Annotated in this window: 22 protein-coding genes; 8 read left to right on the top strand and 14 right to left on the bottom strand. The window is 60.2% G+C overall.

The genetic code is table 11. The annotated features are described in order from the left end of the window. Positions 1–13 precede the first annotated feature (13 nt). From O3299_RS20065 to mnmG, 5 genes are all read right to left on the bottom strand, one after another. Positions 14–382: an ATP synthase subunit I gene (locus O3299_RS20065; RefSeq protein ID WP_035823464.1), complete on the bottom strand. Its 369-nt coding sequence runs from the start codon at positions 380–382 to the stop codon at positions 14–16. 270 nt (positions 383–652) lie between these two features. Continuing rightward, positions 653–1,537 carry a ParB/RepB/Spo0J family partition protein gene (locus O3299_RS20060; RefSeq protein WP_077398372.1) on the bottom strand — a complete coding sequence of 295 codons (885 nt, stop codon included), beginning with the start codon at positions 1,535–1,537 and terminating at the stop codon, positions 653–655. Positions 1,538–1,601: 64 nt separating this feature from the next. After that, positions 1,602–2,372, bottom strand: coding sequence for a ParA family protein (locus O3299_RS20055; RefSeq protein ID WP_034752687.1), 771 nt, complete (start codon positions 2,370–2,372; stop codon positions 1,602–1,604). 158 nt (positions 2,373–2,530) lie between these two features. Beyond that, on the bottom strand, positions 2,531–3,175 hold the full coding sequence (gene rsmG / locus O3299_RS20050; protein ID WP_305063064.1) for a 16S rRNA (guanine(527)-N(7))-methyltransferase RsmG: 645 nt from the start codon (positions 3,173–3,175) through the stop codon (positions 2,531–2,533). Next, positions 3,172–5,109, bottom strand: a complete 1,938-nt coding sequence (gene mnmG / locus O3299_RS20045) for a tRNA uridine-5-carboxymethylaminomethyl(34) synthesis enzyme MnmG (protein WP_251349586.1) — start codon at positions 5,107–5,109, stop codon at positions 3,172–3,174. Before mnmG ends, rsmG begins: the two co-directional genes overlap by 4 nt. Before the next feature lie 317 nt (positions 5,110–5,426). Between mnmG and sugE the strand changes: the two genes are divergently transcribed. The 4 genes from sugE to O3299_RS20025 all read left to right on the top strand — a co-directional run bounded on the left by sugE (position 5,427) and on the right by O3299_RS20025 (position 7,510). After that, complete coding sequence (gene sugE / locus O3299_RS20040) at positions 5,427–5,747, top strand: quaternary ammonium compound efflux SMR transporter SugE (RefSeq protein ID WP_099665947.1); 321 nt, start codon at positions 5,427–5,429, stop codon at positions 5,745–5,747. An 11-nt stretch (positions 5,748–5,758) separates the two neighbouring features. After that, positions 5,759–6,118: an NADH-quinone oxidoreductase subunit A gene (locus O3299_RS20035; RefSeq protein WP_305063063.1), complete on the top strand. Its 360-nt coding sequence runs from the start codon at positions 5,759–5,761 to the stop codon at positions 6,116–6,118. Continuing rightward, a complete protein-coding gene (locus tag O3299_RS20030; protein ID WP_305063062.1) occupies positions 6,115–6,276 on the top strand; it encodes a hypothetical protein in 162 nt (53 codons plus the stop codon). Before O3299_RS20035 ends, O3299_RS20030 begins: the two co-directional genes overlap by 4 nt. Before the next feature lie 76 nt (positions 6,277–6,352). Then, on the top strand, positions 6,353–7,510 hold the full coding sequence (locus O3299_RS20025) for an iron-containing alcohol dehydrogenase (protein WP_251349592.1): 1,158 nt from the start codon (positions 6,353–6,355) through the stop codon (positions 7,508–7,510). A gap of 71 nt (positions 7,511–7,581) precedes the next feature. On the opposite strand, the gene O3299_RS20020 is transcribed toward O3299_RS20025, so the two are convergent. From O3299_RS20020 to O3299_RS19990, 7 genes are all read right to left on the bottom strand, one after another. Continuing rightward, entirely contained in the window at positions 7,582–9,642 is a 2,061-nt protein-coding gene (locus O3299_RS20020; RefSeq protein ID WP_305063061.1) for a 3-hydroxybutyrate oligomer hydrolase family protein, read from the bottom strand. 76 nt (positions 9,643–9,718) lie between these two features. Further along, positions 9,719–10,699 carry a branched-chain amino acid ABC transporter permease gene (locus O3299_RS20015; protein ID WP_035823444.1) on the bottom strand — a complete coding sequence of 327 codons (981 nt, stop codon included), beginning with the start codon at positions 10,697–10,699 and terminating at the stop codon, positions 9,719–9,721. A gap of 31 nt (positions 10,700–10,730) precedes the next feature. Next, positions 10,731–11,615 carry a branched-chain amino acid ABC transporter permease gene (locus tag O3299_RS20010; RefSeq protein WP_034752662.1) on the bottom strand — a complete coding sequence of 295 codons (885 nt, stop codon included), beginning with the start codon at positions 11,613–11,615 and terminating at the stop codon, positions 10,731–10,733. Between the two features lie 159 nt (positions 11,616–11,774). Then, on the bottom strand, positions 11,775–12,983 hold the full coding sequence (locus tag O3299_RS20005) for an ABC transporter substrate-binding protein (protein ID WP_099665952.1): 1,209 nt from the start codon (positions 12,981–12,983) through the stop codon (positions 11,775–11,777). A gap of 76 nt (positions 12,984–13,059) precedes the next feature. Then, the gene (locus tag O3299_RS20000; RefSeq protein WP_305063060.1) at positions 13,060–13,788 is read right to left on the bottom strand and encodes an ABC transporter ATP-binding protein; all 729 of its coding nucleotides are present in this window, start codon (positions 13,786–13,788) and stop codon (positions 13,060–13,062) included. Further along, positions 13,788–14,558, bottom strand: coding sequence for an ABC transporter ATP-binding protein (locus tag O3299_RS19995; protein WP_034752653.1), 771 nt, complete (start codon positions 14,556–14,558; stop codon positions 13,788–13,790). The genes O3299_RS20000 and O3299_RS19995 overlap by 1 nt, the downstream gene beginning before the upstream one ends. A gap of 133 nt (positions 14,559–14,691) precedes the next feature. Beyond that, positions 14,692–16,317: a GMC family oxidoreductase gene (locus tag O3299_RS19990; RefSeq protein ID WP_305063059.1), complete on the bottom strand. Its 1,626-nt coding sequence runs from the start codon at positions 16,315–16,317 to the stop codon at positions 14,692–14,694. A gap of 1,455 nt (positions 16,318–17,772) precedes the next feature. Between O3299_RS19990 and O3299_RS19985 the strand changes: the two genes are divergently transcribed. Beyond that, on the top strand, positions 17,773–18,549 hold the full coding sequence (locus O3299_RS19985; RefSeq protein WP_289899689.1) for a 5'-methylthioadenosine/adenosylhomocysteine nucleosidase: 777 nt from the start codon (positions 17,773–17,775) through the stop codon (positions 18,547–18,549). 166 nt (positions 18,550–18,715) lie between these two features. Here O3299_RS19985 and putA read toward each other — a convergent pair whose 3' ends face one another. Continuing rightward, positions 18,716–22,369: a trifunctional transcriptional regulator/proline dehydrogenase/L-glutamate gamma-semialdehyde dehydrogenase gene (gene putA, locus O3299_RS19980; RefSeq protein ID WP_305063058.1), complete on the bottom strand. Its 3,654-nt coding sequence runs from the start codon at positions 22,367–22,369 to the stop codon at positions 18,716–18,718. A gap of 206 nt (positions 22,370–22,575) precedes the next feature. Between putA and O3299_RS19975 the strand changes: the two genes are divergently transcribed. Both O3299_RS19975 and O3299_RS19970 read left to right on the top strand, forming a co-directional pair. Continuing rightward, complete coding sequence (locus tag O3299_RS19975; RefSeq protein WP_010393827.1) at positions 22,576–23,031, top strand: Lrp/AsnC ligand binding domain-containing protein; 456 nt, start codon at positions 22,576–22,578, stop codon at positions 23,029–23,031. Between the two features lie 202 nt (positions 23,032–23,233). Beyond that, the gene (locus O3299_RS19970; RefSeq protein WP_251349598.1) at positions 23,234–24,793 is read left to right on the top strand and encodes a methyl-accepting chemotaxis protein; all 1,560 of its coding nucleotides are present in this window, start codon (positions 23,234–23,236) and stop codon (positions 24,791–24,793) included. A gap of 49 nt (positions 24,794–24,842) precedes the next feature. Here O3299_RS19970 and O3299_RS19965 read toward each other — a convergent pair whose 3' ends face one another. Beyond that, complete coding sequence (locus O3299_RS19965) at positions 24,843–25,823, bottom strand: LysR family transcriptional regulator (protein WP_034783859.1); 981 nt, start codon at positions 25,821–25,823, stop codon at positions 24,843–24,845. 192 nt (positions 25,824–26,015) lie between these two features. Between O3299_RS19965 and O3299_RS19960 the strand changes: the two genes are divergently transcribed. Next, positions 26,016–26,321 (top strand): hypothetical protein, encoded by a 306-nt coding sequence (locus O3299_RS19960; RefSeq protein ID WP_034752641.1) that lies wholly within the window; start codon positions 26,016–26,018, stop codon positions 26,319–26,321. Positions 26,322–26,376 lie beyond the last annotated feature (55 nt).

The following is a 26,376-nucleotide window of genomic DNA, read 5'->3' as shown; positions in this document are numbered from 1 at the left end:
CCAAAACCAATGATTAAACAGCGAGCAATGAAAACCAGTATGCTAAGGTTGCCACCGCGAAACCCAAGATCAGCCATAACCAGGCGGCCGACTGAAACAACACCAGTGCCAATATAAACAGCACCGCTGTGATAAATATTTTCACCACTTCTGCGCGCAAATGCGCCCGGAATGCCTTATTGGCGTCGCTAGAACCGCGAACCACCAACAGGGCATACACCAGGCTACCGATGACTGCGATAGCGCCGCCGTATGCGGCGGACCAGCCTCTGACATTGCCACCGAAAAACAGGGTGACCGTGGCAAAGCTGATAGCGATTGCTAGCTGCAATGCAACTACTTTGTAGACTGGCTTGGCAATACTTTGTTGTGAATCACTCAATTGCCAAGTTCCCAGAAAAATCTACACACGCAAAGACACGGGATTATAGTTGGCTTTGATCTATAGAGTCAAACGTTGCTGCACCGCAGCAGGGCAATTGCTGCGTGAAACTGACGCTTTACCGACTATTCGCCGCCTTTTGCACCACTATATGGCAAAGTCGCTTGTCTGGCCGCTTCCAGCCGTGTTATCAAGGAATCACGTGGTGCATCTGGAAAGCATGGCCGGATCGTCCATACCCGCATGGCCCCTGTCTTTGCAGCTTGCTATTTAACCACGCAAGCGGGTCAACAAACCATCGAGCACGTCAAGATCGGCAAAATCAATCACCAATTGGCCACGGCCCTTGTTGCCCATCTTGAACACCACGGGCGTGGCCAGCGCATCGGACAACTCTTCTTCCAGGCGCGCGATGTCGCCGGACTTTTCCTTCTGCCGCGGTTCGACCGGGTTGGCCGCTTCCTCGACCGTGCGCGTGACGAGCTTTTCCGTTTCACGCACCGACAGGCGCTTGGCCACGACCTGGTTCGCCAGGGTGATCTGGCTGGCCGCATCGACGGCCAGCAGCGCGCGCGCATGGCCCATGTCGATATCGCCGGCCATCAGCATGGTTTGCACGGGAGCAGCCAGGTTCATCAAACGCAACAGGTTCGACACGGCGCTGCGCGAGCGTCCCAGCGCAGTGGCCGCTTGCTCATGCGTAAAACTGAAGTCGGCGATCAGGCGGTGAATGCCCTGCGCCTCTTCCAGCGGATTCAAGTCTTCGCGCTGGATGTTCTCGATCAGCGCCATGGCGGCGGCCGCCAAATCGTCCACGTCGCGCACCAGCACCGGCACTTCCGTCAGGCCAGCCAGTTGCGAGGCGCGGAAACGGCGTTCGCCGGCGATGATTTCATATTTGATCACGCCGCTCAAGGTATCTTGCCCGATCGGCCGCACCAGGATCGGCTGCATCAGCCCCTGCGCCTTGATCGAGGCGGCCAGTTCATTCAGGGCCCCCTCGTCCATGCGCGTGCGCGGCTGATATTTGCCGGCTTGCATTTGCGACACGGGCAAGTTCGACGGTTGATTCGTGTCCGGACTGGCAAAGTCGCCGCCGCCGCCCAACAGGGCGTCGAGTCCGCGACCCAGTCCTTTTAATTTTTTCGTAGCCATGCTGTCCTAATCGTGTTTTCAGAGTAAGCGCTTACATCACAATGTGCAGGCGCTCGCCCCTTGTTTACATATGTTTGATGCGTTCGACCATCTCGGCGCCGAAGGCGATATACGCCTGGGCACCTTTCGAGCTGGGGTCGAAGGTCACGCCGGGCAAGCCGTACGATGGCGCTTCGGCCAGACGGACGTTGCGCGGGATGATGGTATTGAATACCTTGTCGCCGAAGTGCTGCTCCAGCTGCGCCGACACTTGTTGCGATAATGTCATGCGCGGATCGAACATCACGCGCAGCAAGCCGATGATCTTCAGATCCGGGTTCAGGTTGGCGTGCACCTTCTTGATGGTGTTGACCAGGTCGGACAAACCTTCCAGCGCGTAGTACTCGCATTGCATCGGGATGATCACGCCATGCGCGGCGCACAGGCCATTCAGGGTCAGCATCGATAATGCCGGTGGGCAATCTACTAATATGAAGTCGTATTCGCCATCCACTTCGGCCAGCGCATCCTTCAGGCGGCGTTCGCGGTTGTCCAGTTCGACCATCTCCACTTCCGCGCCGGCCAGTTCGCGGTTCGACGGCAAGACATCGAAACGCCCCGCTTCCGAACGCTGGCGTGCCGTCTTGACATCGGACTCGCCCAGCATCACTTCATAGGTGGACGCCTTCAGGCCGGCCTTGTTGATGCCGGCGCCCATGGTCGCGTTGCCCTGCGGGTCGAGGTCGACCAGCAGCACGCGCTGGTTCAACTTGGCCAGACCGGCGGAGAGGTTGACGCTTGTTGTGGTTTTACCAACACCACCCTTTTGATTTGCTACACAAAAAATTTTGGCCATGTATCTTCTAATTGTAAAGAGATGCAAACTTCATCGTGCGCCCCGGCATCCGGCCGAAACGATTTATATTATTTATTTCATTTATACGATATAAATCATTCATATCGTTTATACCGTATAAACTGTTTATATGATTTATACCGTTTAATTTCCGGCTTTTAAATTCTTGCTATAAAGACCAGATGACGCTCTGCATTTAGCCCTGGCACCTGGATAGGCCGTAATTCCGTCACTTGCCAGTCTGCCGGCAGTCTCTCGCGCTCGTCTGGCGGTGCCACCCCTTTCAAGGCGATGAATTGCCCGCCCTCGGCCAGCACGTGATTCGACCAGTTGACGAAGTCGGACAGGTCGGCAAAGGCGCGCGAGGTGATCACGTCGAATTTCTGCTGCACTTCCAGCTGTTCCACGCGTTTCGTGTACACGGTCACGTTGGCGAGGCCCAGTTCGGCCTTCACTTGCGTCAGGAATGCCGTCTTTTTATGCACCGTGTCGATCATCGACACCTTCACATCGGGCCGCGCGATGGCCAGCACCATGCCCGGCAAGCCGCCGCCGGCGCCCACGTCGAGCACGTTTTTCGCCTGCGCGAATGCCGGCACGGCGGCCAGCGAATCGAGCACGTGCAGGGTCAGCATCTGCAGCGGATCGCGCACCGACGTCAGGTTGTACACGCTGTTCCATTTGGCCAGCAAGGCCAGGTAATCGAGCAGTTTTTCCGTCTGATCCGCGCTCAGGTCCAGCCCCAGCGTGGCGATGCCTTCATTCAAAATCTGGGCCAATGCGGCCCGGTCAAACTGCTTCATTCAACAACCTCATCCTTTAAAGTGGTGGTCTGCGCGGCACCGAAGCCGCGCTTTTTCAGGTGAACCAGCAGCAGCGAAATCGCCGCCGGCGTCACGCCGGAAATGCGCGAAGCCTGGCCCAGGGTTTCCGGGCGCTGCTTGTCGAGTTTTTGCCGCACTTCGACGGACAGCGCGCCGATGTCCAGGTAGTTGAAACCCTCTGGCAAGGCCAGGTTTTCATAGTGTTCGTGGCGCTCGATTTCCTTGCTCTGGCGCTCGATGTAGCCTGCGTATTTGAGCTGGATTTCCACCTGCTCGCGCACGGCCGCGTCTTCCACGCCGGGGCCGGCCAGGGCCTGGCCTTCGATGCCCGTCATGCTCATCAAGGTGTCGTAGGCGACGTTCGGACGGCGCAGCAAGTCCGCCAGCGAATACTCGCGCTCGATGGCCTGGCCGACGATGCGTTCCGATTCGGCGGCCGCCAGGATGCGCGGGTTGACCCACGTGGAACGCAGGCGCTCGAGCTCGCGCGCCACCGCTTCGCGCTTCGTTTCAAACGCCTGCCACTGGGCGTCGCCCACGCAGCCCAGAGCGCGGCCGATTTCCGTCAGGCGCATGTCGGCATTGTCTTCGCGCAGGCTCAAACGGTACTCGGCGCGGCTGGTAAACATGCGGTACGGTTCCTGCACGCCCTGCGTGATCAGATCGTCGACCAGCACGCCCAGATAGGCCTCGGAGCGGCCCGGTACCCAGGCTTCCTTATCCTGCGTCAGCAAGGCCGCATTCAGGCCCGCCAGCATGCCTTGCGCGGCCGCTTCCTCGTAGCCTGTGGTGCCGTTGATCTGGCCGGCAAAGAACAGGCCGGCGACGGCCTTCGTTTCCAGCGAGGCCTTCAAGCCGCGCGGGTCGAAATAATCGTATTCGATGGCATAACCGGGACGCAGGATGTGCGCGTTTTCCATGCCTTTCATCGATTGCACCAGAGCGATCTGCACGTCGAACGGCAAGCTCGTGGAGATGCCGTTCGGATAGAACTCATGCGTCGTCAAGCCTTCCGGCTCGAGGAAAATCTGGTGCGATTCCTTGCCCGAGAAACGGTGGATCTTGTCTTCGATCGAGGGGCAATAGCGGGGCCCCACGCCTTCGATCACGCCCGTATACATGGGGCTGCGGTCCAGGCCGGCGCGGATGATGTCGTGCGTCTGGCTATTCGTATGCGTGACCCAGCACGGCACTTGGCGCGGGTGCATGGCCGTATTGCCCATCACGGAAAACACGGGCACGGGATCGAGGTCGCCCGGTTGCTCTTGCATCACGGAAAAGTCGATCGTGCGGCCATCGATGCGCGGCGGCGTGCCCGTTTTCAGGCGGCCCTGCGGCAGTTTCAGCTCTTTCAGGCGGGCCGACAAGGAGATGGCGGGCGGGTCGCCGGCACGGCCGGCCGAATAGTTATTCAAGCCCACGTGGATCTTGCCGTCGAGGAAGGTTCCGGCCGTCAACACGACGGCGCGCGCGAGAAACTTCAAGCCGATCTGCGTCACGGCGCCGACGACCCGGTCGCCTTCGACGATCAGATCATCGACGGCTTGCTGGAACAGCCACAGGTTAGTCTGGTTTTCCAGGCGCGTACGGATGGCGGCCTTGTACAAAATACGGTCGGCCTGGGCGCGCGTGGCGCGGACTGCCGGGCCTTTCGAGGAATTCAGGATGCGGAACTGGATGCCGGACTCGTCGGTGGCGATCGCCATCGCGCCGCCCATGGCATCGACTTCCTTGACCAGGTGGCCCTTGCCGATGCCGCCGATGGAAGGGTTGCACGACATCTGGCCCAGTGTCTCAATATTATGCGTGAGCAATAGCGTCTTCTGCCCCATGCGGGCGGAAGCGAGGGCCGCCTCGGTACCGGCGTGACCACCACCGACAACGATGACGTCGAATTCTGTAGGAAATAACATGATAAATAGGTAACAGTGCAAGTAAAAATGCGGGATGAGAGCTCCGATTATAGAGTCTTTTTGCAAGCGCAACCTTGCGCAGCGCATTTTTTGCTTAATTTTTACTCAGCAGGGGCAAGCCAACGACGATTTCTGTTTCACGTGGAACACGCAGCGTGGTCAGGCAGAGGGCTGCGGTGGCGTGAAATGTTTGCTACAATTGCCGCATCGTCCGCCAACGTGACCACGCCAGTGGCCAGCGGGACGAGCATCCAGGAGGACGGCCTCCCCCATCATGGGAACACACCGGGACGGCCCGCTCTGTATAAGGAGCCGCCATGGCCTGGATACTGTTACTCATTGCCGGCATGTTTGAAGTCGTGTGGGCATACTCGATGAAACTCTCCGAGGGTTTCACCAAACTCACTCCCTCCGTTGTTACCATCGTCATGATGATCGCCAGCTTCGGCTTGCTGTCGCTGGCCATGCGCACCCTGCCCCTGGGCACGGCCTACACCATCTGGACGGGTATCGGCGCCGTCGGCGCCTTCATCGTCGGCATCGTCTTTCTGGGCGAGCAAGTCAATACCATGCGCGTGTGCGCCGCCGTCCTCATCGTGTGCGGCATCGTGTTGATGAAACTGTCGTCCAGCCACTGAGAGGAATCCCCATGCTCCTCGAAAACTATTTTCCCGTCCTCCTGTTCATTCTGATCGGCATCCTGGTCGGCATCGTGCCCATGCTGCTGGGCCGCACGCTGGGTCCGCACAAGCCGGACCCGCAAAAACTGTCGCCGTACGAATGCGGCTTCGAAGCGTTCGGCGATGCGCGCATGAAGTTCGACATCCGCTTCTACCTGGTGGCCATCCTGTTCATCCTGTTCGATATCGAGGTGATCTTCCTGATGCCGTGGGCGGCCAACGTCAATGAACTGGGCTTGCCCGGCTTCTGGGCCGTCATGGGTTTCCTGGGCGTACTGACCATCGGCCTGGCCTATGAATGGAAACGCGGCGCGCTGGAGTGGGAATGAGCAAGCTACTGTTGCTCAACCTGCTGATGGGTGCCGGACTGGCCTATGCGGCCGTGCGCGAGTATCGGCAAGATGCGCGCACGTTCCGCGTGCTGGTGGCCGTTTCCAGCCTGTCGCTGCTCGTGAGCCTGGGGTTGGCCAGTCAGCTGCAAGACTAAACGGTTCCACGTGAAACATGCGCGGCGCGGGAAAGCGGAGTAAGCTTGGCGTCTGTCCTTGCCGCCAGGAGTCTGCATGCCCGCCTTCCAGTTCCGCACCGTGCCGCACCTGATCGTTGAACCGGGCGCCGCCGCCCAGCTGGGCGCGCATATCGCCCACCACTTCCCCACCGTCCGCCGCGCCCTGCTCGTCACCGATGCAGGGTTTCTGCGGACGGGACTGGCCGATGCCCCTCTGCACAGCTTGCGGACGGCGGGCATCGACACCCATGTTTTTTCCGACGTGCAAGCCGATCCGCCCGAAGCCATCGTGCTGGCAGGCGTGGCCCAGGCCCGGATGTTTCACGTGGAACTGATTATCGGCCTCGGTGGCGGCAGCTCGCTGGACGTGGCCAAGCTGATCGCCGTGCTGGTCCCCGGCCACCAGGAGCTGGCCCAACTGTATGGCATCGGCAATGTCCACGGTCAGCGCCTGCCCCTGGTGCAATTGCCGACCACAGCGGGCACGGGCTCGGAAGTGACGCACATCGCCATCGTCACCACGGGCGCCACCAGCAAGATGGGCGTGGTGGCGCCGCAACTGTATGCGGACCTGGCCATCCTCGACGCCAGCCTGACTCTGGGCTTGCCGCCCGCCGTGACGGCCGCCACCGGCATCGACGCCATGGTGCATGCGATCGAAGCGTACACCAGCCGCCTGCTGAAAAATCCCTTGTCCGACATGCTGGCCAGCCAGGCGCTGTCGCTGCTGTCCGCCAATCTGCTCACGGCCTGCCGCGATGGCAGCCACTTGCCGGCGCGCCAAGCCATGCTGCTGGGCGCCATGCTGGCCGGCCAGGCGTTTGCCAACGCCCCCGTGGCCGCCGTGCATGCGCTCGCCTATCCCATCGGAGGACTGTTCCACGTGCCACATGGCTTGTCGAATGCGCTGGTGCTGCCGCACGTGCTGCGCTTTAATCTGTCCCACGCGGCGCCCCTGTACGCGCAACTGGCAGCCATCGTGCAGCCCGGCATTACGGGCAGCGACGAGGCGCGGGCGAACGCCCTGATCGACGCCATGCAGGCAATTGCCTCGGCCACGGGCATCGCGCGCACCCTGCGCGAGGTGGGCATCGCGGCCAGCGACCTGGACCGGCTGGCCGATGAAGCCATGCTGCAGACGCGCTTGCTGGGCAACAATCCCCGTCCCGTCACGCGCAGCGATGCGCGCGCCATCTATGCGGCCGCGCTGTAAGGCCATACGCTGTCAAGACATAAAAAAAGCCACGCATGGCGCGTGGCTAGCCTTGCGACCACAAGCAGCCGCTAGTTGGGAATATCTACCACCGTGCCCGTCACGCTGATGACATTACCGGCCGCCGGCGTTGCCGCAATGGCCGGCACGTTGACATTCGTGATCAGGGTCGACGCATCGGCGCGCGTCACCGTGCGCACCACCTGCGATGGCGGCAAGGCTTGCTTGGCGTTCAAGTGCGCATACATGGCGTCCAGCGCGCGGTTCAGGTACACGTGCAGCGGTACGATCAGGGTCGGCAAGGCGCTGCTGAAGGAATCGAAGTGGTTGGCGTTGGTCACCTCGATATAACGCAGGCGGCTATTCGTCCCTTCCACCGCTGCGTTCAGCCCCAGATAAGCGCGCGAGGCGTGATTGACGGGAATCAAGGTGTCGCTGCGGCCATGCACGATGAGGGCCGGCTTGCCATTGAGTTTGCCCGTCGCCTGCACCTCGGTCATGCCTGCCCGCACGCGCACGCTTTGCGCGGCCAGCGTACCCTGCAAGTTGGCGTTGCTGACGGCATCGCGTCCCGTCGCCAGGCTGCGCAGGCACAGGAAGCCGTCGAGCGACTGGTCCGCCAGGCTGCTCGATGGCGATACCCCCGCCGTGTACACCCTGGCGCCGCCCACGCTGTTCTCGTACACGACATTGCCCACGATGCCGCTCTGCGCGGCAAAGCTGACAGCCTTTTGCGCCGTGGTAAACGCGATCGGATTACCGCTGAGATCCGTCTGCGCAAACGTGAAACCGCACACCTTATCGGTCACGGAGAATTTGCCGTAGGCATACGCATACGTGACGGCCACGAGGATATTCGTGCCCGCGTGCGCCGCCTGCAGCGGATCGGAATCCACTAACCAGCCATACGCGCGCAAGCGCTGTTTCGCGTCCGCCTGCTGCGCCGCCAAGTCGGCGCCGTTCAGCAAGCCCTTGGTCACCAGCGCCGTACAGCGTCCCGCATTGCCTGCCACGGAAGCGATGCACGGCTGGTACAGGGCGGCATAGGTGGCGTAGTCGAACAGCGCGCGGCCCGGATTGGCCACCACCGCCCCGCCCTGGCGCACGCTATAGGCAGTCGATGGCGCCGGCTGGACTTGCGGCTCGCTGGCCGCCACGCCGCCGATCAAGCCCTTGCTATCCTGTTCCGCCGCCAGCAAGGCCGAGCCGGCGCCGTTGGAAATGCTGGAGGCAATCGTGATCGTGTTCTTCGGCGTCAGCCGCACGACGCGCGAACTGCCGTCGCGGGCCAGCACGCCATAGCGTTCGTTCAACACGTAATACGCCATCTCGATGGCCTGCAAGGTGACCTTGCCCCAATCCTTCTCGGGATTCTGCTGCGAATGCGCGTGCTTAAAGGCGATGCGGTTCGGGTTGGCAGCGGCCCAGGCCAGCCGGTCGGCATCGCTCAAGTCGGGCGCGAAGAGCGCGTTCTTGCCGGCGGCCACCCTGCCCGCGCGCACGCCGTTCTGCAGGTTGACGCTGTCATCTTCAAACACATACAGGCCCGTGCCGGAACCCTTGTCGGCATACGCCACGGCGCAACCCTTTTTCAGCCCCCATTCGCCCGAGCTGCCGATGGCGCCGTAAATGCCGCGCGAGCCGCTGGACGTGCCCGTGACGATGCAGGCATGGTCCGGGTCGAAGCTGGCCGGCACCTGCACCATCAAGGTGACATTCTTCTTGCCCGTGCCATCGTCAGCATACGCGATGTATTCGCTGCCGGCGATCAAGCCTTCGCCCGTGCCCACGGTCCCGGACGCATCCACGTTCGGTCCGTACAAGGTGCCGTAGCCGCTGTTGGCGGCAATGTCGAGCACGGCGCGGTAATTGGCGTAGATCGCATTGCGGCGCAATTCGACCGGCGTCGGCTGTTCCGCATTCGCATACGCGGGAGTCGCTCCCGCCAGCCCCGTCTTGCCCAGGCCGGCCGTCAGCAGATCGTTCGTCTTGCCGTCGTAGTCGGTCCGCGTGATGGTGCCCAGGTAGCCCGGTATCTGGTTCCGTTCTTCCGGTGCATGATTGCTGCCGCAGGCTGCCAACGCCAGCAGGGTGCACAGGCTGCTCCCCGCGCGCGTGATCGTCGTTTGCATGGTGGTTCTCTCCGTTAAGGTAACAGTGGACGCACAATGAAAAACGCCGGACGATCCGTCCGGCGTTGCTTGAAAATCAGACAGCCGCTTTGGCTGGCCTGCCGCCGAAGCGCGCGATGGCTTCTCCGACGATGCCGCGCCGGAACATCAGCACGCAGATGACAAAGATCACGCCGGTCACCATGCCCACCGATTCGCCCAGGGTGCCGAACCACTCGATGCCCGTGTGCGTGGCCAGGTAGGTGCCGACATCGCCCAGCTTGTTTTCCAGCGCGATGATCAACACGGCGCCGAGGATGGGGCCGGACAAGGTGCCCATGCCGCCCACCAGTGTCATCAGCACAACGAGGCCCGACATGCCCCAGTACACGTCGGTGAGGGTTTCAAAGCCCAGCACCAGCGTCTTGGTGGCGCCGGCCAGCGCGGCCAGCGAAGCGGACAGCACGATGGCCATCAGCTTGTACTTGTTGACGTCGTAGCCCAGCGAGATGGCGCGCGGTTCGTTTTCCTTGATCGCCTTGAGCACTTGTCCGAACGGCGAGTGGATGGTGCGCACGATCAAGGCGAAGCCGGCGACAAAAATCGCCAGCACGACGTAGTACAAGACGGTGTCATTGCCCAGGTCTATCGTGCCCAGCAAGGTTCCACGTGGAACACCCTGCAAGCCATCCTCGCCCCCCGTGAACGGCAGGCGCAAGGCCAGGAAGTACACCATCTGCGCCAGCGCCAGGGTGATCATCGTAAAGTAGATGCCCTGGCGGCGGATCGCCAGGCCGCCGATCACCAGGCCCAGCAAGGCGCCCGTGGCGACGCCGGCCAGCAATCCCAGTTCCGTTGGCCAACCCCAGGTGCGCAGCGCGTAGCCGGTGACATAGCCGGCGCCGCCGAAGAAGGCCGCATGGCCGAACGACAGCAAGCCCGTGTAGCCGATCAGCAAGTTGAAAGCGCAGGCAAACAGGGCAAAGCACAGCAACTTCATCAGGAAGACGGGATAGCCGTAAAACGGGGCCGCCAACGCCAGCAGCAAGGCAATGGCGTAGCCTACATTCTTATTCATCGTGGTAGCTCCAATACATGACTGATGAGGATTACTTTTCTTTGCCGAACAGGCCGGCGGGACGCAGCAGCAGCACGATGACCATCACCACGAACACCACGGTGGCCGAGCCTTCCGGGTAGAACACGCGGGTCAGGCCCTCGATCACGCCCAGGCCCAGGCCCGTCAGGATGGAACCCATGATGGATCCCATGCCGCCAATCACCACCACGGCAAACACGACGATGATCAGGTTCGAGCCCATCAGCGGCGAGACCTGGATGATGGGCGCCGCCAGCACGCCGGCGAAACCGGCCAGGGCCACGCCGAAGCCGAACGTCAACGTCACCATCAGCGGCACGTTGATGCCGAACGCTTCCACCAGTTTCGGGTTTTCCGTGCCGGCCCGCAGGTAGGCGCCCAGCTTGGTTTTTTCGATGACGAACCAGGTCGCCAGGCAGACGGAGAGCGAGGCGATGACCACCCAGGCGCGGTAGTTCGGCAAGATCATGAAACCCAGGTCCGTCGCGCCGGCCAGCGCTTCGGGCACGGCATACGGCTGGCCCGAGACGCCATAGAAGGAACGGAACACGCCTTCCATGATCAGGGTGATGCCGAAGGTCAGCAGCAAGCCATACAGGTGGTCGAGTTTATACAGCCAGCGCAGCATGGTCTTTTCGATCAGGATGCCGACCAGGCCGACGAGGATAGGGGCGATGACCAGCATGGCCCAGTAATTGATGTCGAAATAGCTGAGGCCCATCCAGGCCAGGAAGGCGCCCATCATGTACATGGCGCCGTGCGAGAAATTAATCACATTAAGCAAGCCGAAGATGACGGCCAGACCGAGGGACAACATGGCATAGAACGAGCCGTTGACGAGACCCAGCAGCAGCTGGCTCATCATCGCTTGTATTGGAACGCCGAAAATTTCCATGGCATCACAGTATAAAAAGCACCGCCGGGTAGCGGTGTGGTATCAAGGGAAACGCGCCACCGCAAACGGGAGCGGCGGCGCAAGGCGAACCCTGCGGGCGAAGCGTGCAGGACAGAGCACCCGCGCAGCGGCGGGCACCCTGTAGAGAGTGCTACAGCATTACTTCCACAGCGAACACTTCGACTCGGCCTTGGTCACATACGCTTGCGCGCCGGGCACGGTGGCGACCACCTTGTAGTAATCCCATGGGTACTTCGACTCGGACGGTTTCTTGACTTCCATCAAATACATATCGTGCACCATGCGGCCATCGGGACGCACTTCGCCATTCTGGGTAAACATGTCGTTGATCTTGGTCTTTTTCAGATAGGCCATGACCTTCTCGGTGTCGTCCGTACCCAGCGCCTTGACGGCTTTCAGGTAGTTCGCCGCGGCCGAGTAATCGGCCGCCTGCAGCATCGACGGTTCCTTCTTCATCTTGGCGAAATAGCGTTTCGACCAGGCGCGCGTCTCCGCATTCAAGTCCCAGTACCAGCCGTCCGTCAGGTACATGCCCTGCGTCAAGTTCAAGCCCAGCGAATGGATATCATTGATGAAGATCAGCAAGCCGGCCAGCTTCATCGATTTCGTCAGGCCAAACTCGTTGGCCGCCTTGATGCTGTTGATGGCGTCGCCACCGGCATTGGCCAGACCGAGGATTTGCGGTTTTGCCGCTTGCGCCTGCAGCAGGAAGGAAGAGAAATCCGAGGCGCCCAGCGGATGCTTGACGCTGCCCAGCACCTTGCCGCCGGCCGCCTTGACGACCTCGGCCGTGTCTTTTTCCAGCGAATGGCCAAACGCATAATCGGCCGTCATGAAATACCAGTTCTTGCCGCCCTGCTTGACGATGGTGCCGCCCGTGCCGCGCGCCAGCGCCACCGTGTCATACGCATAATGCACGGTGTACGGCGTGCATTCCTCATTCGTCAGGCGCGACGAACCGGCGCCGATGGCGATAAAAATTTTCTTCTTTTCCGCCGCCACCTTGGCCATGGCCAGGCTGGCGCCGGAATTGGTGCCGCCGATCAGCATGTCGACGCCCTGCTGGTCGAACCATTCGCGCGCCTTCGAGGCGGCGATGTCGGCCTTGTTTTGATGGTCGGCGGAAATGAATTCCACCTTTTTGCCGGCCAGTACCACGCCGGCATCGGCGATCGCCATCTTGATGGCTTCCGCGCCACCGAGGCCGTCGACGTCGGAATACACGCCCGACATATCGGAAATAAAACCGATCTTGATGGTGTCGCCCGATACCTGGGCGTGCGCGGCGCTGGACAAGCCCAGGGCGCAAAGAGTGGCGGTGGCAATGGCGATAGCGTTACGTTTCATAGTGTCTCCGTTGGGATTATTGTTTGCTATTCAGTCGATTGCTGGACGATGACGAGTACAACAGACTACATGGGGACTACACGCCAAGCAGCTCGGTCAATACCGGCATCTTGGCCTCCAGTTCGGATGCAGCAAAAGTCTCGACGATCTGACCGTGCTCCATCACATAAAACCGGTCCGCCAGCGGCGCGGCAAACCGGAAATTCTGTTCCACCATGACGATGGTGTAACCCTTTGCTTTCAGGGTGGTGATCATGCGCGCCAAGCCTTGCACGATGACGGGCGCCAGGCCTTCGGAAATTTCATCGAGCAGCAGCAAACGCGCGCCCGTGCGCAGGATGCGCGCCACGGCCAGCATCTGCTGTTCCCCGCCCGACAGGCGCGTGCCCTGGCTGTGGCGGCGTTCCTGCAAGTTCGGGAACATCGCGTAGATTTCCTCCACCGACATGCCCTTCTCGCCGCTGGCCAGGGTCGGCGGCAGCAACAGGTTTTCCTCCGTCGACAGCGAGGAAAAAATGCCGCGCTCTTCAGGACAATACCCGATGCCCAGGTGGGCGATTTTGTGCGTGGCCAAACCTATCGCTTCGACGCCGTTGACTTTGATGGAGCCCGTGCGTGCGCCCGTCAGCCCCATGATGGCGCGCAAGGTGGTGGTGCGGCCGGCGCCGTTGCGGCCCAGCAAAGTCACCACCTCGCCCTGCTCCACTTTCAGATTGACGTCGTGCAGGATGTGCGATTCGCCATACCAGGTGTGCAGTTGTGTAATTTCCAGCGCGGGTGCGCTGCCATTCGCTCGTGTCGCCATCAATGCGCCCCTTCCAGTTCCGCGTGGGTGGTGCCCATGTACGCTTCCATCACTTGCGGATTGCGCGACACTTCCGCGTAACTGCCTTCGGCCAGCATGGCGCCGCGCTGCAGGACGGAAATCTTGTCGCAGATGCCGGAAACCACGCTCATATTGTGTTCCACCATCAAAATAGTGCGGCCAGCCGACACTTTTTTGATCAATTCCGTCACGCGGTGCACGTCTTCATGGCCCATGCCTTGCGTCGGTTCGTCGAGCAGCATCATTTCCGGCTCCATCGCCAGGGTGGTGGCAATTTCCAGCGCCCGCTTGCGGCCGTACGGCATGTCGACCGTGATGGTGTCCGCGAATTCCGTCAAGTCGACTTCGGCCAGCAAGGCCATGGCGCGGTCGTTGAGCTGGTTCAATGCGCGTTCGCTTTGCCAGAAGTGAAACGAGGTGCCGAGCTGGCGCTGCAAGCCGATGCGTACATTTTGCAGCACGGATAAATGCGGGAAGACGGCGGAAATCTGGAAGGAACGGATCACGCCCATGCGCGCGATCTGGGCTGGTTTGGCGGCCGTGATATCTTTCCCATTGAACAGGATCTGTCCGGAAGTGGGGACCAGGAATTTGGTGAGCAAGTTGAAACACGTGGTCTTGCCGGCGCCGTTCGGACCGATCAAGGCGTGGATATGGCCCCGCTCTACCTTCAGGTTCACGTCGCTCACAGCGGTGAATCCCTTGAATTCCTTGGTCAAATTTCTTGTTTCCAAGATTACGTTTGACATCGTGTCTCCTAGTTGTACTTTTTGTACTACTTAGTCATTTTTATAATACACAACTTAAATTTAACGCACAATACAGTATAACTACGGGGATTTTTCGCCGGCCCGAATGGCGCAAACTCGCACGCTTGCCCGGCTATTTCCAGGCCGCGTGTATCATTTGCGCCGCTTTTTCCGCGATCATCACGGTGGGCGAGTTCGTATTACCAGAAGTAATGTACGGCATAACCGAGGCATCGACGACGCGCAAGCCGGCCACGCCGAGCACGCGCAGCTGGCTGTCGACCACGCTCAAGGGATCGCTGGCCAGGCCCATGCGGCAAGTACCGACGGGATGAAAGATGGTGGTGCCGATCTGGCTGGCCGCCTGCGCCAGTTCTTCCTGGCTCTGGAATTGCACGCCGGGCTTGTATTCCTGTGGCGCAAACTTACTTAACGCCGGCGCGGCAGCGATGGCCCGCGTCAGGCGCAAGGCGTCGGCCGCCACGGCGCGGTCTTGCTCGGTACTCAGGTAATTGGGCACGATCTTCGGCGCCGCATAACTGTCGCCCGACGCGATATGCACGTGGCCGCGCGAGGTGGGGCGCAGATTGCACACGCTGGCCGTAAACGCGGGAAACGCGTGCAACGGTTCGCCGAATTTATCCAGCGACAAGGGTTGCACATGGTATTGCAGGTTCGGCGTGGCTTGCTGCGGATCGGACTTGGCGAACGCTCCCAGCTGCGACGGCGCCATCGACATGGGCCCGCTCTGGAACAGCGCATATTGCAAGCCGATCTGCATTTTTCCCACGATATTGCTGGCCATCACATTCAAGGTTTTCACGCCCTGCACCTTGTAAACCATGCGCAGCTGCAAATGATCCTGCAAATTGCCGCCCACGCCAGCCGCATCGAGCACCGGCACAATCCCATGCTGCTGCAGCAAGGCGGCCGGGCCGATGCCGGACAATTGCAGCAATTGCGGCGAACCGATGGCGCCCGCCGTCAGCAGGGTTTCCCGCCGGGCCGTCGCCTGCCACTGCGTGCCGCCGCCCGTAAACACGATGCCCGCGCAGCGCGGTCCCGCGTCCGTCGTTTCCAGCAACAGACGTTCCACGTGGCAGCCCGTCATGATGGTCAGGTTCGGGCGGCGCGATGCCGGTTTCAAGAACGCTTTCGAGGTATTCCAGCGGATGCCGCGGCGCTGGTTGACGTCGAAATATGCGCTGCCGCTATTGTCGCCGCCGTTGAAATCGCTGGTTTTCGGGATGCCGACCTGCTGCGCCGCATCGCGGAATGCATTCAGGATATCCCAGGACAGGCGCTGTTTTTCCACGCGCCACTCGCCGCCCACACCGTGGTTTTCCGAGGCGCCGCCGTAGTAATCCTCGCTTTGTTTGAAAAGCGGCAAGACTTTGTCCCAGCGCCAGGAAGCGTCGTCCGTCAAGTCGGCCCAGTGGTCGTAATCGCCGGCCTGGCCACGCATGTAGATCATGCCGTTGATGGAAGAGCTGCCGCCCAGGACTTTTCCGCGTGGATAGATCAGGCTGCGCCCGCCCAGGCCCGCGTCCGCCTGCGTGGAATACAGCCAGTCCGTGCGGGGATTGCCGATGCAATGCAGATAGCCGACGGGGATGTGGATCCACACGTAATCATCCTTGCCGCCCGCTTCCACGAGTAAAACGTTGGCATCCTTGTCGCGCGTGAGCCGGTTGGCCAGCACGCAACCTGCCGTGCCGCCGCCCACGATGATGTAGTCGTATTCGCCTGCCGATTCCAATGAAGCTCCTTTCGGTATGCCATCAAGCTGTCGCGCGGCGTGTCTCCCCGCCGCGTCCCTGTACCAGAGTCTGTCTTTCTTCATGCATGCATGGCTGCTGAGCCGCCTTGAGATTACCACCAGTGCCGGGCCAGGGCGACATTAATCGTGGCCCGCGATACGGCCGAGCGTCACGACAAGCTCAAAAACAGGGTCGCCAAGCTGTGGATAACCGTATGGATATCCACAGGTACGATATGTGCGTAAACGAAAATTTTTTTGGACGCCTTTTTTTTATCCCAAAACCATCCCCGGCAGATACAACCCTTACTCAGCGTTTATCCGTACGCCAAGCGATTGTTTACAAGGATAAATCCGGACTTATCCACAGAAGATGCCGCCGTTAACTACTATTACTATTCTTGTATACGAACTTGTTAAGGTAAACCCGACAACGCACGCTTTGCCTGTCCTTCGCCTTCGAGAACGTTGACAAGCCTCTCTTCAAAAAAACAGACGCGCCTCTTTGACTGACAAAAAAAAATCCAGCCAACAACTGAGCAACGAAAACCGGCACGGCCGGCATCACGCGCACAGCATTGCCAAACCGTTTTGCAAAATGGAAACGTCAACAGGCTTGAGCAGGCAGCGTGCCAGCAAGCGGTTCGATGTGAAAAAGAGGGGGAATTTGAGATGATTGTGGATAAGTCACTTGATATCCACAGGATGACTTGTGAGTAAACACGAACTTTTGCGCAGGCCCGCATTTTATACAATTTTGCTCCTCGCGTGATACAGCGATTATGCACGCTTTATTTTGCGCGTAAACGATTGATCCTGTTGAAAAAAAGCGACTTATCCACAGAAAAAAACGCGTTTACTATTACTACTATTTTTATATATAGATCTATTGTAAACCGACAAAAAAAGCGGAAGTCCGGGGATATTTCCAAAAAGCATGCAAAAACCGCCAAAAAAAAAGCCAACGGCGACATCGCGAGCCACTGCCAAACCGTCTTCCAGGAATCACCTGGATGCCAAGGTTCATGAAAGAACAACGCTCGTGGTTGCTCAACCAGGATTGCCAGGCAAGGATCAAGGCAAACGAAACACGTCAAACATGCCACTACGGCAAGAAAATCCGTGATTTTTGCTTGCTGCTGTGGATAAGTGCCTGCATATCCACAGGATGAGATGTGGGAAAAGTCGATCTTTGTCCACAGCCCGATTTTTATCCCAAACAAGTCCTCCGTAGATACAATGCTTGTGCGCCTACTTTTTTGTGCGCCAAGTCGATGATTTTTATACGGTATACCGACTTATCCACAAAAAAATGGCCGTTTACTATCACTACTATTTTTATGTATACATCTTTATTTAAAACACAGAAACAAACGCGAACGGTGGAAAAGTCACCGAAATAGCTGTTTTCACCCTGTAAACCGTTTGGCAATCCAAAAAACCTGTAAAAACAGCATGAATTCACACAAAAAAATGCGTTTGGGCATCATCAGTGCCTTGCACGAAGAACAGCAGGGGCTGGTAGAAGCCATGCAAGGCCCCCAGAGGCGTTCGCACGGCATGCGCGACTACACCCTGGGAACCCTGTGGAATATCGACGCTGTGTGCGTCCTGTCGCGTCTGGGCAAGGTTGCCGCTGCCATGACAGCTTCTATCCTTGTGGAAAAGTACGGAGTTACCCACATCGTCTTCACCGGCGTGGCCGGCAGTGGGGATAAACACGTGAAAGTCGGCGATATCGTCGTGGCCGAAGCGCTGTTGCAGCACGATATGGATGCCCGTCCTTTGTTTCCCCGCTTTGAAGTGCCGCTGACGGGACTGCAGCGCTTTGCCACGGACCTGCAACTGAGCACACAACTGGCTGCCGCCGCGGAAGATTTCCTGCGTGACGATGTGTCCAGCGTGCTCAAGGCGGCGGATATTGCGCAATTCCGTCTGCAACACGCGCAAGTGCACCGCGGCCTGATCGCCAGCGGCGACCAGTTCATCAGCAGCGCCGCGCATGTGAACCAGCTCAAAGTTGATATCCCCGACCTGCTGGCCGTCGAAATGGAAGGCGCCGCCGTGGCGCAAGTGTGTTTTGAACTAGGCGTGCCGTTTACGGTCATGCGCACCATTTCCGACAACGCCAACGAAGAGGCGGCCGTCGACTTCATGCGTTTCGTGCAAACCGTCGCTTCGCCGTACGCGTTGACGGTGATCCAGCAGCTGTGCCAGCGCCTGGCTAACTGATTTTTCAGCTAGCGTGCATAAAAAAAGGGCAGAACCACTGGTTCCGCCCTTCTTATTTCAAAACAAAGTAATCTGAAAAATGTTCAGGGCTAGGCGCCTTGCCGCAGGCAGTACGAATGTACGGCCAGGCAAGGCAACAACGCCCTGGACTTTTTCTCGGGTTCCTTTAGACGCTGAGCATCATCAGACTGGCGTTACCGCCGGCCGCCGTCGTATTCACGCACAGCGCCCGCTCAGCGACCAGGCGCCACAGGGGGATGACACCCTCTTGCGTGGTGGCGATGGTGCCCACCAGGGCCCCTTCCCGTGCCGCCAGCAGCGGTTTGAGCTGGCCATCGAGGCAAGGCTCGATCATGGCGATCTGGAAATCATGCTTGACGGACTCCAGGCTGCTGACGACCTGGATGCGATCCTTCAGTGCGGCCGGCAAGTCGCCGGGGATCAGATCCGGCGCTTGCGCCAGCACGAGGGCCTGGTTACCGGTGGCCAGCACGGCTGCCAGCTGGTTCATCAGCGTGCCGGACGTTGCTGCCGCGCACAGAATCGTGCCGCGCGCGGCAAAACTGAGGGTATTGCGCTCGCCCGTCGGGCCTGGCAAGACGGTGGTGCTGCCCAGCAAGGTGGTGCGCGCATAGTCCTGCGCCAGTTGCTGCACCTGGTCGTGGCCATGCATCTTCGCCCACACGGTGAGCGCATCGAGGGCCGGCGGTGCCTGGCGCTGGTGCTGCGCGCCGGCTGGCGCATTGCGCTGCAAGCGTTTCAGGTACAGGGGGCCGCCCGCCTTGGGGCCGGTGCCGGACTTGCCTTCGCCGCCGAACGGTTGCACGCCGACGACGGCGCCGACGATGTTGCGGTTCACATAAATATTGCCCACGTGCGCGCGCTTGGTAATGAAATCGATGGTTTCATCGATGCGCGTATGGATGCCCAGGGTCAAGCCGTAACCGCTGTCATTGATCGACTGCACCAGTTGCGGCAGCTCGGCCCGCTTGTAGCGGATCACGTGCAGCACGGGGCCGAAGACTTCCTGCGTCAATTGCGCCAGCGACTTGATTTCCAGCACGGTCGGGGCGACAAACGTGCCTTTGACGGTCGGCAAATCGAGCGAATAATGGTCGATGGCCATGGTTTTCATCTTGTTGATGTGCGCCAGCAAGTTACCTTGCGCTTCCGCATCGATGACGGGACCGATATCCGTGGCCAGGCGGTCAGGATTGCCAACGCGCAATTCCTGCATGGCGCCTTTCAGCATGTGGATGGTCTTGTCGGCGATTTCCGTTTGCAGGAACAGCACGCGCAAGGCCGAGCAGCGCTGGCCGGCGCTGTCGAAGGCGGACGACATCACGTCTTGCACCACTTGCTCCGGCAAGGCGGACGAATCGACGATCAGGGCATTCTGGCCACCCGTTTCGGCGATCAGGGGAATGTCGATGCCTTCGGCCACGGCACGCGCGGTCAGGTTGCGGTTGATCAATTGCGCCACTTCCGTCGAGCCCGTGAAAATCACGCCTTTGACGCGCGTGTCATTGCACAGGCCGGCGCCGACGATCTCGCCGCTGCCGGGCAAGAATTGCAGCGCGCCGCGCGGCACGCCCGCCGCATGCAGCAATTGCACGGCGCGGTGGGCGATCAGCGGCGTTTGCTCGGCCGGCTTGGCCAGCACCACGTTGCCCGCCGCCAGGGCAGCGGCCAGCTGGCCCGTAAAGATGGCCAATGGGAAATTCCACGGGCTGATGCAGGTGACGGGCCCCAGCGCCAGGGTATTCGGCGCGTGTTCCACCTGCGCCGCGTAGTAGCGCAGGAAGTCGACGGCTTCGCGGATTTCCGCGATCGCGTTCGGCAGGGACTTGCCCGCTTCGCGCACGGCCAGTGCCATCAGCTCGATATGGTGTTCCTCGAACAGGTCGGCCGCGCGCAGTAACGCTTGCGCGCGGAGCGACGGTTCCGTGGTTTGCCAATCCATGGCGAAGGTGCTGGCGCTGGCCAGGGCCGTTTCCACGTCGGCTTGACCGGCTTCCATGACCTTGCCCACGACGTCGTCGTGCTGGGCCGGGTTGTGCAGCATGTGCGTGGGGCCGTTCAGGCTGACGGCGCCATCGATCAGCGGCGCCGCCTGCCACGTCTGCTGCTGCGCCAAGCCCGTGGCCAGGGTGCGCAAAGTGTCTTCATTCGACAGGTCCAGGCCGGCCGAGTTCCTGCGTTCGCTGCCAAACATGTCCAGCGGCAGCGGAATCGACGGGTGCGGCAAGCCGCCCTGCAGGCGTGCCTGTTCCAGCGGATCGCGGATCAGGCTATCGATGGCCACGCTTTCGTCGACGATCTGGTTGACGAAGGACGAGTTGGCGCCGTTTTCCAGCAGGCGGCGCACCAGGTAGGCCAGCAGGGTTTCATGCGAGCCGACAGGGGCGTAGATGCGGCACGGCTTGTCGAGGTTGTCGGGGCCGACGACCTGGTCGTACAGGGTTTCGCCCATGCCGTGCAGGCACTGGAATTCGTAGTCGGTAATGCCGTCGCGTTTCGCCCAGGTGTAGATGGTCGACAGGGTTTGCGCGTTATGCGTGGCAAACTGTGGGTAGATCAGGCTGCTGGCGGCCAGCAGTTTTTGCGCACACACGAGGTAAGAGACGTCCGTGTAGACCTTGCGCGTGTAGACGGGATAGCCTTCCTGGCCGTCGACTTGCGCGCGTTTGACTTCCGCATCCCAATACGCGCCCTTCACCAGGCGCACCATGAACTTGCGGCCGCTGCGGTGCGCCAGGTCGATCAGGAAATCGATGGCAAACGGGCAACGCTTCTGGTACGCCTGCACCACGTAGCCGATGCCGTCGAAGCCGGCCAAATCGGCATCAAAGGCCAGTGCTTCCATCAGGTCGAGCGACAGTTCCAGGCGGTCCGTCTCTTCCGCATCGATGTTGAAGCCGATGTTGTACTGTTTGGCCAGCAACAGCAGCGCTTTGACTTTCGGCAACAATTCTTCCAGGACTCTGGCGCGCTGGGCGCGGCTGTAGCGCGCGTGCAGGGCCGACAGTTTCACGGAAATGCCAGGGCCGTTGCGGATGCCGCGGCCGTTCGAGGCCTTGCCGATGGCATGGATCGCCGTCTCGTACGAGGCGTAGTAGTTGGCCGCGTCCTGCTGCGTCAGGGCCGCCTCGCCCAGCATGTCGTACGAGTAGCGGTAGCCGCGCGTTTCGTTGTCGCGGCTGTTCTTCAACGCTTCCTCGATGGTCTGGCCCGTCACGAACTGGTTGCCCAGCATGCGCATGGCCAGGTCGACGCCCTTGCGGATCAGCGGTTCGCCGCCTTTGGCGATGAGCTTGGTCATGGCCGAACCGAGGCCCGATTCGCTGCTGGTACTGACCAGTTTGCCCGTGATCAGCAAGCCCCAGGTGGCCGCGTTGACGAACAGCGACGGCGATTCGCCCAGATGTTTCTTCCAGTCGCCCTTGCTGATTTTGTCGGCGATCAGACGGTCGGCCGTTTGACTGTCGGGTATACGCAACAGCGCTTCAGCCAGACACATCAATGCAACACCCTCTTCCGACGATAGCGAGAACTCGTGCATCAGTGCATCGACGCCGGAGGCGCGTGTGCGTTTTTGGCGCACGTTCGAGACCAGGCGGTGCGCCAGGGCTTGCCCTTCGGCTATCGTTTCGGTGCTGCTGGGGCGGACTTGTTGCAACAGCCACTGCACGGCGGAAACCTCATCGCGCCTATAGGCGGCGGTGACGGCGGCGCGTTGTGGTGTCGCTTCGGGCAGGATTTCTGCCTGGAACGCAGCAAAAGGAATCGGGGTAAAAGCCGAGGGGCCTGCAGGGTGCATAAGTGCTCTTTACAAGGAAAAGGGGACGAAAACTGACGTAATTCTTGCTCTTTTTTGGTGCAAAAAAATACAGAAAGTCGGACGTTAAGATGATTCGATTGTAAAGGGGATTCTTATGGATTAATTCTGGTAATACAGGGGACTAGCAATAGATAGTTTTTGATGCGACAATTTAACCAAATAATATTAATTTGGGGGTGATGGTAATGCTGGACAAGATCAGTAAGAAAATCTTGATGGAATTGCAGAGCGATGGACGCATCAGCAATGTGGAGCTGGCCGCGCGCGTGAACCTGTCGCCGGCCGCCTGCCTGGAGCGCGTGCGCAAGTTGCACGAATCCGGTTACATCATGGGCTATACGGCCCAGTTGAACCCGCAGCTGCTCGACGTGTCGCTGCTGGTGTTCATCGAAGTGGTGCTCGATCGCACGACACCGGAAGTGTTCGACGCCTTCAAGCATAGCGTACAAATCATTCCAGAGGTACTGGAATGTCACATGGTGGCCGGCGGTTTCGATTACCTGGTCAAGGCGCGCGTCAAGGACATGGCCGCCTACCGCGAATTCCTGGGCAAGACGCTGTTGCAGAAAGGTGTGCGGGAAACCCACACTTATGCCGTCATGGAAGAGGTCAAAAACACGACCAAATTGCCAATTAAGTGACCCTGGTGTAGCCGCCCCACTTTTCTGATTGAGCTATCGGAACAAATGTTGTAGGGTAGAACTACAATTCTGCTATCCGGTAGCCGCCTGAAACGCCGCGCAGACGGTCACTTCAGGGTGCAAAGTGGGCAATCGTGCCCACCCGCATACGGTTACGGCACGTCCCCGCGGGGGCGTGACGGGTTCGCGCAGCGGGGGACAAATGAAGCAGTTGCAGCATCAGCTGGTGCGTTTCTTTGTATTCACGATCCTGGCCATGGCCGTCGCCTGTTGCCTGGCCTATCTGTTGTTGCTCTCGGGCGGCGACCATCCCTATCTGATTGCCTGCGTGGCCGCCGCCATCGGCGCCGCGCTGCTGGCGTTTGCCGGCCGTCCGCGCGGCGAGCCGGGCTTGCACCAGTTCGCCGATACGGTGGGCAACGCCATCGATGCCATCATGATCGGCGCGGCGGAAACCTCGTATTTTGTCGATTCCGTCAAACAGAAGGTGGAACTCGATGTCCGCACGGCCAGCGACATCGCCGACAGCTCCGTACAAAATGCCGCGATGACGGAAAAGATCGCCGCCAATGCGGAACGGGCCGCCAAGGTGGCCGCCGGCGTGCGCGTGGAAAGCGTGGCGGCGCGCGCCGAAGTGGACCAGGGCTTGCAGCGCATCAATAACGCACGCGAGGAAGCGCAAGGCGCTTCCAGCAACATGCTGAGCTTGCAGGAAAAATCCAAACGCATCACGGGCTTTACGGAAGCCATTTCCGATATTTCCGCGCGCACCAACTTGCTGGCGCTGAACGCCGCCATCGAGGCGGCGCGCGCCGGCGAACATGGGCGCGGTTTTGCCGTGGTGGCCGGGGAAGTGCGGCAATTGGCGCAGCGCACCAAGGAAGCTTCCGATGAAATCAGCGTGATGGTGCGCGAAATCAATGAACAGTCGGAAAAAGCCGCACGCGGCATGAGTTCGCTGGCGGCCGGCGTCACGGAAGCGGCGCGCAATGTGCAAAGCGTGCACGCCTCGCTCAGCCATATCGAGCAGTCATCGGGCGAGTCGGAGGACGAGATCGGGCAAATCGCCCGCGCCTCGCGCGAACACGTCGAGACGACGCAAGTGATCGCCGACGCCATCGGGCAAATCCGCGACAGCATGCTGTCGACGAATGCCGAATTGCCGCGCGCCACGCAATCGGCCATGGCCCTGGCCGAGCGGGCCGAAGTGATCGCCGGCGCCCTGGGCGAATCGAGCGTGGCCACGCCGCACGACGAGATCCGCGAGGCGGCCCAGCGCGCCGCGCGCGACGTGGGCAAACTCTTCGAGCAAGCGATCGCCTCGGGGCGCATCACGCGCGACGCCCTGTTCGACCGCCATTACCGTCCCATCCCGAATACCGATCCACCCAAGCACAACACGAAATTCGACGCGTTCACGGACAAGGTGCTGCCCGACTTGCAGGAAGGCGTGCTGGCGGCATTGCCCCACCTGGCGTATGCGGGCGCCGTCGACAACAATGGATATTTTCCAACGCACAACAAGAAGTTTTCCCAGCCGCTGACGGGCGATTACGCCACCGATATCGTGAATAACCGCACCAAGCGCATCTTCAGCGACCGCACGGGCAAGCGCTGCGGCAGCAACACCAAGGCGTTCCTGTTGCAGACCTATAAACGCGACACGGGCGAAGTCATGCACGATTTATCCGTGCCTATCCACGTCGAGGGCAAGCACTGGGGCGGTTTTAGAATCGGTTACCGCTCCAGTAACCACGCATAAAAAAAACGCCTGATGAGATATCAGGCGTTTTTTTGTCCTGTCGCAAGTCTTACTCGACGTGCGGTTTCGGCGCCACGCCGCCGCCGGCCGCCGTGGCCGTGCGCAGGGTTGGCGTGTTCATGCTTTCCAGGTGGTTGCGCAGCCATTTGTGGGCGGGGCTGCGGGCGTCGCGCTCGTGCCACAGCATGTCCAGGTGGACGGCTGGCAAGGTCAACGGCAAATCCTTGTACAGCAGCGATTCCGTCATGCCCGTCGAGGCGATCAAATGGCGCGGCAAGACGGTGATCAGGTCGGAATTTGCGACGACTCTTCCGGCCGTGAAGAACTGGTTGACCGTCAACAAGATGCGCCGTTCGCGGTGGATCTGCGACAGCGCTTCGTCGATCAAGCCATGCGCGCGGCCGGAAAAGCTCACCAATAAATGGTTGGCCGCGCAGTAGTTATCCAGGGTCAATTCCTTGTCGGCCAGCGGATGGCCGCGCCGCATCACGCACACATACTTGCCGGAATACAGGCGCTCGTGGCGGATGGGCGAACCCGTTTCGCTGGACAATTGCGCCGCCACGCCGGGAAAGAAGCCCACGGCCAGGTCGATGTCGCCGCGCAGCAGCATCGGGCGCGGTTCGCGCGTGGTCAGCGGCATCATGCGCACGTTGACGCCGGGCGCTTCCCGTTCGATCGAGCGCATCAGCGAAGGCAGCCAGAACGCGGCCGTCGCATCGGCCATGGCCATGCGGAAAGTGGCATGCGTTTTTGATACGTCGAAGGTTTCCGGCGTGACAGCCGCTTCCAGGCTGGCCAGGGCCGAGCGCACGGACGGCCACAGCGCTTCGGCGCGGGGCGTGGGTTTCACGCCATAGGCCGTGCGGATCAGCAATTCGTCACCGAGGCTCTCGCGCAGGCGTTTGATGGCGTTCGATACCGCCGGCTGCGTCATCGCCAGGTGGCCGGCTGCGCGCGTCAGGTTTTGTTCCGTCATGACGGCGTCGAAAACACGCAGCAAGTTCAGATCCAGCGTCAGAAAACTCATGGAAAGCCCAAGATAAAAGTTGAATTGATTACTTAAGAGTGTAAACCGCGCCGGGCACGAATATTTTCACTCGTAAAAAAATATTACAGTTTTCCATTCACGATTCATATAATTGGTATCAAGAAATGGAATTAGATTTATATGTTGCACTGCACTATAGTACTGTCAAATTCTATAATGCACTGGAACACTATGTCTACCTTCGCCTCCGCCCTGTACGCAGTATCCGCACCCGTGCTGGAGATTTCCCTGCTGAACGCCCTGCAACTCGTGCTGGTGATCGTCGCCGTGGGCGCCTTCGCCCTGCTGTTCAAGCCTTTGCTGGTGGGCATCGCCCGCGCCATGATGCTGGTGGTGCGTCCCAAGCTGAGCCGCGAAGAGCGCCTGGCGCGCCAGCAGATGCGCGAAGCGCAAGCCTTGAAACGCACGCTTGGCAAGATGGATGGCGTATCGCCAAGCAATGCCGCCGAATTGCGCGCCCTGTCGACGCGTGCGTGAGCGAGCAACTGTTGCAGAATGACAAGCCGGCCTGCGCCGGCTTTTTTTACGCCTG

The organism is Janthinobacterium sp. SUN176, from assembly GCF_030587335.1.
Classification (GTDB): domain Bacteria; phylum Pseudomonadota; class Gammaproteobacteria; order Burkholderiales; family Burkholderiaceae_D; genus Janthinobacterium; species Janthinobacterium kumbetense.
Note: the sequence above shows the minus strand (reverse complement) of the source record. Positions and strands in the feature narration are given on the sequence as shown.